At 70.0% G+C, this 6,518-nt stretch carries 8 protein-coding genes; all 8 read right to left on the bottom strand.

The genetic code is table 11. The annotated features are described in order from the left end of the window. Positions 1-168: 168 nt before the first annotated feature. The 8 genes from hpf to KTR66_RS24435 all read right to left on the bottom strand — a co-directional run bounded on the left by hpf (position 169) and on the right by KTR66_RS24435 (position 6,490). Positions 169-759, bottom strand: a complete 591-nt coding sequence (gene hpf / locus KTR66_RS24470; RefSeq protein WP_213617380.1) for a ribosome hibernation-promoting factor, HPF/YfiA family — start codon at positions 757-759, stop codon at positions 169-171. A gap of 88 nt (positions 760-847) precedes the next feature. After that, positions 848-2,305 carry an RNA polymerase factor sigma-54 gene (gene rpoN, locus KTR66_RS24465; protein WP_213617379.1) on the bottom strand — a complete coding sequence of 486 codons (1,458 nt, stop codon included), beginning with the start codon at positions 2,303-2,305 and terminating at the stop codon, positions 848-850. 52 nt (positions 2,306-2,357) lie between these two features. Then, positions 2,358-3,137 carry an LPS export ABC transporter ATP-binding protein gene (lptB, locus tag KTR66_RS24460; RefSeq protein WP_213617378.1) on the bottom strand — a complete coding sequence of 260 codons (780 nt, stop codon included), beginning with the start codon at positions 3,135-3,137 and terminating at the stop codon, positions 2,358-2,360. After that, the gene (locus tag KTR66_RS24455) at positions 3,134-4,075 is read right to left on the bottom strand and encodes an LptA/OstA family protein (RefSeq protein ID WP_371819209.1); all 942 of its coding nucleotides are present in this window, start codon (positions 4,073-4,075) and stop codon (positions 3,134-3,136) included. The genes lptB and KTR66_RS24455 overlap by 4 nt, the downstream gene beginning before the upstream one ends. Continuing rightward, entirely contained in the window at positions 4,072-4,752 is a 681-nt protein-coding gene (gene lptC, locus KTR66_RS24450; protein ID WP_213617377.1) for an LPS export ABC transporter periplasmic protein LptC, read from the bottom strand. Before lptC ends, KTR66_RS24455 begins: the two co-directional genes overlap by 4 nt. After that, positions 4,752-5,747 carry a KpsF/GutQ family sugar-phosphate isomerase gene (locus KTR66_RS24445; protein WP_213617376.1) on the bottom strand — a complete coding sequence of 332 codons (996 nt, stop codon included), beginning with the start codon at positions 5,745-5,747 and terminating at the stop codon, positions 4,752-4,754. Before KTR66_RS24445 ends, lptC begins: the two co-directional genes overlap by 1 nt. A gap of 93 nt (positions 5,748-5,840) precedes the next feature. Beyond that, positions 5,841-6,359: a demethoxyubiquinone hydroxylase family protein gene (locus KTR66_RS24440; RefSeq protein ID WP_213617375.1), complete on the bottom strand. Its 519-nt coding sequence runs from the start codon at positions 6,357-6,359 to the stop codon at positions 5,841-5,843. Further along, entirely contained in the window at positions 6,356-6,490 is a 135-nt protein-coding gene (locus KTR66_RS24435) for a demethoxyubiquinone hydroxylase family protein (RefSeq protein WP_213617374.1), read from the bottom strand. The genes KTR66_RS24440 and KTR66_RS24435 overlap by 4 nt, the downstream gene beginning before the upstream one ends. Positions 6,491-6,518: the final 28 nt, after the last annotated feature.

The raw sequence follows: 6,518 nt of genomic DNA, 5'->3' as shown, positions 1-6,518 counted from the left end.
TCTGGAGCCTGCACTTCATGCGTTTCGATCTCGGATGGATTGACACCAGAGGCCCTAAGGCCATCCTCAAAACCGTCAGGGATGTCCCCGAACACCCGTCAAACATCTTCCCAGTCTGAACAGGGCCCATGGCCCCAGCCGCCGGAGGCCCGTTTCTTTCTCTGCCGCCTACCCCGGATCAATCCACCCCACATGCCCATCCTGGCGGCGGTAGACCACATTGATCCCGCCGCTCGCACGGTTGCGGAAGACGATCACCGGGTGGTCCGCCAGCTCCAGGCGCATCGTCGCCTCGCCCACGGTGAGTTGGTGCAGCTCGCCCAGCGGCTCGGCCACCACGGCCGGATGCTCGGCGCCCTGGATCTCGGGTGCTTCCTCCGCATCCTCGGCGGCGCGCACGACATATTCGCGCATCACCTCGCGCGGCTCGCGCTCGCCGGCCGCGCCGCGCGCGTGTTCATTCACGCGCCGTCGGTAGCGTCGCAGCCGCTTGGCGACATGTTCCGCCGCCTGGTCGAAGGCCTTGTGCGCATCAACCCCCTGCCCCTCGCCCCGCATGGTGAGCCCCCGGCCCGCATGGAGGTTGATGTCACAGGCGAAGTGCCCCCCGGCACTGCCCTTGGCATCCTTGCGAAAGGTGACCCGCGCCTCGAGCGCGTGGTCGAAATACTTCGCCGTGATCGTGCCCAGCCCATCTTCCACATGGGCGCGCAGAGCATCGCTGGTGGCGACCTGCTTGCCGGCGACAGTGATGTGCATGTTGGTCACTTCCCCTCAGTCAATCAGAACGAGAACGTTAAGGTCTCGCTCCTGGCCAGCCGCCATCCGGCCAGCAGGGGGTGTCCCTTCAGGCCGTGGCGGCCTTCTCGCGCTTGCGCTGCACCGATGACGGGATGCGCATCGCTTCCCGGTATTTGGCCACGGTCCGCCGCGCGATGTCCACGCCTTCTTCACGCAGCCGCAATACGATTGCGTCATCCGAGAGGACCGTCTCGTAGGTCTCGGCCTGCACCAATCCCTTGATGCGGTGCCGCACCGCCTCGGCACTCACCGCCTCGCCGCCCGCCGTGCCCTGGATGGCCGTCGTGAAGAAGTATTTCAGCTCCAGCATGCCACGCGGGGTCGCCATGTATTTGTTGGCGGTGACGCGACTGACGGTGCTCTCATGCATCTCCACCTCATCGGCCACGTCGCGCAGGATGAGCGGGCGGAGGTGCCCAACGCCGTGCCGGAAGAAGGCGTCCTGCCGGCGGACGATCTCGGAGGCGACCTTGAGGATGGTGTTGGCCCGCTGCTCCAGGCTCTTCACCAGCCAATTGGCGCTTTGCAGCTGCTCGGCCAGGAAGCCCTTCTGCTCCTTGTCCTTCAGCCCCACCGTGCAGCGCGCGGCGAAGCCGCGATTGACCAGCACGCGGGGCAGCGTCTCGGGGTTCAGCTCCAGGATCCAGCCGCCCTCGGCATCGGCGCGCATCAGCACATCGGGCTGGATGATGCTCAGCGGCTCGTCATCGCCGCCGGCGCCGGGCTTGGGGTCGAGGCGGCGCAGTTCCGCCACCATCTCGGCCAGGTCCTCGGCATCCACGCCGCAGGCCTCACGCAGGGCCGCCATGTCGCGCCGCGCCAGCAGGGGCAGGTTGTCCAGCAGGCGGGCCATGTAGGGGTCGAAGCGCCCGGCCTCCTCCAGCTGCACCTGCAGGCACTCCCGCAGGTCGGCGCAGAACATGCCGGTGGGTTCGAAGCGCTGCATGGCGCGGCGCACGCGCTCCACCACCGCGACCTCGCAGCCCAGCCGCGCGGCAAGCGCCTCGGCGTCCAGGCTGAGCCGGCCAGAGGGTTCGACCATGGCGAGCAGCGCGGAGGCGATCAGCCGGTCCCGCCCTTCCTCGAAGGTCAGGCGGATCTGCTCGGCGAGGCGCTCGCGCAGCGTGGGCCCGGCCGCGGCCATGGCCTCGATGCCCGAGAGGTCATCGCTGAAATCCATGCGCCCGCCGGCGCCCATGCCGGGTTGATACGCCTCGCCCTCATCCATGACGTTGGAGAAATCGGCGTCGAGCGGCGCCGCATCACCGACCGCCAGCGTGTCCGAGGTGGCGACGGCGGCGGCATCGGCGGGGGCGGCGATGGTCTCGGCCACGGCCACATGCGTCTCGTCCCGCTCCAGCAGCGGGTTGCGCTCCAGCTCCTCCTCGACGAAGGCCATGACCTCGAGATTGGAGGATTGCAGAAGCTTGATGGCCTGCCGCAGCTGCGGCGTCATCATCAGCGACTGCGAATGGCGCAGGTCGAGGCGCGGGCCGAGCGCCATGCCTAATCCCGCCGCGCTGGTGTGGTTGGTGTCGCGGCCACCTGCATCGCGGCTAGAGGCTGAACTTCTCGCCGAGATAGACGCGGCGCACGCCTTCATGCGCCACGATCTCGTGCGGCAGGCCCTCCATCAGCACCTGGCCGTCATGCATGATGTAGGCGCGGTCGATGATCTCCAGCGTCTCACGGACGTTGTGATCGGTGATGAGCACGCCGATGCCCCGGTTCTTGAGGTGTTTCACCAGGTCGCGGATTTCCGCGACCGCGATCGGGTCGATGCCCGCCAGCGGCTCATCCAGCAGGATATAGGAGGGATGCGTGGCAAGGGCTCGCGCGATCTCGCAGCGCCGCCGCTCGCCACCCGAAAGCGCCAGGGCCGGCGCGCGCCGCAGATGGGAGATGCCGAACTCCGCCATCAGGCTTTCCAGCATCTGCTCGCGCCGGTCGCGCAGGGGTTCCACCACCTCGAGGGCGGCCAGGATGTTCTGCTCGACCGAAAGGCCGCGGAAGATGGACGCCTCCTGCGGCAGGTAGCCGAGGCCGAGCCGCGCGCGGCGATACATGGGCAGGCGCGTCACATCGGCGCCGTCCATCATCACCGTGCCCTCCTCGGGCTGCACGAGGCCGGTGATCATGTAGAAGGTCGTGGTCTTGCCCGCGCCGTTCGGGCCGAGCAGCCCCACCGCCTCTCCGCGCTTCAGCGAGATCGAGACGTTGCGGACGACGGGCCGCTTCTTGTAGCGCTTGCCAAGCCCGGTCGCGATGAGCCCGCCCGAGCCTTCAATGGCCGAGAGGGCAGGCTTGCCCGCCGGCGTCTGGCCCAACTTGTTCATCGGCTGGCTCCTGGGGTCGCGGGGTCCGCGCCCTGCTGCGGGATGATGATGCCCTGCACCCGCTGCCCGGGCTGGGAGAGGATGCGCGAGACGCCCGTATTCATGTTCACGATGGCCTCGCGGCCGGAGACGAGGTTCTCGCCCCGCGTGATGCGCACATTGCCGAGCACGCGGGCGAGGCCGGTCGCCGCCGAATACACCGCGCGGTCGCCGCGGATGACCTCCGCCTCGGTGCGGATCTCGACATTGCCGAAGAGTTCGATGCGATCGATCCGGCCCTGGCCCGGCGGCGGGCCGGCGGTGCCCTCCGTGCCCGGCCGGGCGACGGACTGGCCGGCCGGGGTCGCGCCCGGCGGCGGGTCCTCCAGCATGTGCGCGACCAGCGTATCGGCGGCGATGCGCCGCCCATCCTGCGTGACGACGAGCGCGGAGCCACGGGCCACGGCCATGCGCCGCTGGGTCCAGTATTCGAGGCTGTCGCGCGAGGTGATGACCTGTTGCGGCGTGGTGTAGCTGATGTTCCGGCCGGTCAGCACCAGCACCGCCTGGTCCATGTCATAGACGGCGCGGTCGCCGCGGGCGGTGTCGGTCGGCGTGAAGATGCGGACATCGCCCTCCGCCTCCACGCGCCAGATCTCGCTGCCACCGCTGAGCGGCGTCTCGCCGGCCGAGGCCGGGCGCGCCGCCGCTTGGGTGCTGGCGGGTTGCGCGCCCCCCTGCGAACGATAGCGCGCGATGAGCCGCGCCGCCTCGATCGTCGTGCCGTCGCGCACGGCGCGCGCATCGCCGCGCGCCACCACCACCTGCTCGGCCTGGCGCCACTCGATGCCGTTGGTGGCGGTGATGTCCACCGGCCCGCCCTGGGACATGTCGATGCCCTGGGCGAGAGCGGGGCCGGCCAGCAGCAGGCCGGCGAGGAGGGACAGCGGGCGCCTCACTGCTGGCGCCCTTCGAGGACGGCGCGGGCGCGGCCGGTGAAGATCATCACGGCGCCACGATCGCGCATCTCGAAGCCCTCGGATTCGATGGTGCCGAAGCTGCCCTGCGCCTGCGTCGGCCGCTCGCCATGGGCGGTGCCGGCATCCACCTTCACCGCGGCCGCCTCGGTGCGGAACAGCGTGCCATTGTCGTGATAGAGCTCCACATTGCCCTCGAGGTCGAGCTGTTGCGTGGCGCGGTCATAGCGCCCGCGGTCGCTCTCGACATAGACCCAGGCGCCCTCGTTCAGCTGGATGTCCGCGCGCGGCAGGTCCATCAGCAGCACCTCCTCCTGACCCGGCTGGCGGGCGAGGCGCGCGGTGACCGTGTAGGGGCGGTTCAGCTCGTCCACGCCCTGGAAGCGGGGGGCGACGAGCTGCAGCGCCTCCGGCACCAAAGCCGGGCCGCGCCGGAAGGAGAGGCGCGAATGATTGCCCTCGATGTCCGGCCAGAACACCATCAGCGCCAGAACGCCCGCGGCGAGGAGCGGCATCAGGAACTTCATCGCGGTGACGAGGCGCTGGCGGCGCGCGATCTGCTCGGCGCGCGGCACATGGCGCGCGCGGGAGGGCGTCAGCGCGCGCCGCCGGTCCTGCGCGACATCGAGGAAGTCCGAGCGGCGGATCTCCTGGCTCATCAGGCCACACCTGCCCGCAGCAGGTCATGGATGTGCAGGATTCCGACGGGCCGGCGCTCGGCATCCACCACGAAGAGGGTGGTGATGCTGCCCTCGTTCATCAGGCGCAGCGCCTCGGCGGCCAGCGCATCGGCCGGGATGCTGCGCGGCTGGCGGGTCATCACCTCGCCCGCCGCGCGGGTCAGCAGGGCGTGGCCCGGCTGCAGCGCGCGGCGCAGGTCGCCATCGGTGATGATGCCGGTGAGGCGGCCGGCCGGATCGGTGATGCCGAGGCAGCCGAAGCGCTTGGCCGTCATCGCCACCAGCGCGTCGGCCATGGGCGTCTCGGGCGTGGCCAGCGGCAGCTCGTCCGGGCCGTGCATCAGGTCCGCCACGCGCGAGAGGCGGGCGCCGAGCTTGCCGCCCGGGTGGAAGACGCGGAAATCCTCCGGCCCGAAGCCCCGCCGCTCCAGCAGGGCCACGGCCAGGGCATCGCCCAGCGCCAGCTGCATGGTGGTGGAGGTGGTGGGTGCGAGGCCGAGCGGGCAGGCCTCCTGCGCCGCGGGGAGCACCAGCGCCACGTCGGAGTCGCGGCCCAGCATGCTGGCCGGACGGCCGACGATGGAAATCAGCGGAATGCCGAAGCGCCGGGTATGGGCAACGAGGTCGCCGAGCTCGGACGTCTCGCCGGAATTGGAGAGGGCCAGGACGGAATCGCCCTGGATGATCATCCCGAGGTCGCCATGGCTCGCCTCGCCCGGATGGACGAATTGCGCGGGCGTGCCGGTGGAGGCGAAGGTGGCGGCGATCTTGCGGCCCACATGGCCGGACTTGCCCATGCCCGAGACGACGACGCGCCCGGTGGTGGCGGCGAGCAGCGCGACCGCGGCCTCGAAGCGCGCATCCAGCCCCTGCGCGGTCGCCTCGAGGGCGGCAGCCTCGAGGCGCAGGACGCGGCGTGCCGTCTCCAGGCTCGCGAGCTCCGGGCTGTTCAGGGGGGGGGTGCCGTGATCCACGCTGCCTCTATGGGGTGACCGCCCCCGGGGGTCAAGGCAATGATTAGGCAAGGATCGTGCCAAACGGTAACCCCGGAAGAATTTCCAGGTTTTTCAGACCTTTTCCGACAGCTTGATCGCCACCTTGCAGCCCGCCTTGATGGCCGCCGAGAGCAGCCGGTAGCCCGGCGTCAGCTCCGCCTCATTCGCGAGTCCGATGTCGCGGTGCTCCAGCTCCTCGGCGCGGAAGCGGGCAATGTCGGCCTTCAGCGGCGCCTCATCCTCGCCCAGCGCGCGCTCCTGCGCCTGGTAGTGCTCGTCGATCGCCTCCTCGACCGCGACGGTGCAGGCCATGGCGGCGCGGGCCCCCATGGCTGCCGTGGCGGCACCCAGCGCGAAGCCGGCCACGTGCCAGAAGGGCAGCAGCACGGTGGGCCGGACCCGGCGCTCGGCGATGAGGCGGGAGAAGGTGTCGAGGTGCTCCTGCTCCTGCTCCTGCATGTGGCGGATGGTCTCTTCGTGCTTCGTGCCGCGCAGGATGGCGAGTTGGCCCTGATAGATGCGCTTCGCGCCATATTCGCCCGCGTGATCCACGCGGATCACCTCCTCAAGATAACGACGCGGCGTGCTCATCGGCGGGGCTCCTTCCGGGCGAGGCGCCAGGCCAGGATGGCGAGTTGGCCCTGATAGATGCGCTTCGCGCCATATTCGCCCGCGTGATCCACGCGGATCACCTCCTCAAGATAACGACGCGGCGTGCTCATCGGCGGGGCTCCTTCCGGGCGAGGCGCC

This window comes from Roseococcus sp. SDR (assembly GCF_019083995.1).
Taxonomy (GTDB): Bacteria; Pseudomonadota; Alphaproteobacteria; order Acetobacterales; family Acetobacteraceae; genus Roseococcus.
Note: the sequence above shows the minus strand (reverse complement) of the source record. Positions and strands in the feature narration are given on the sequence as shown.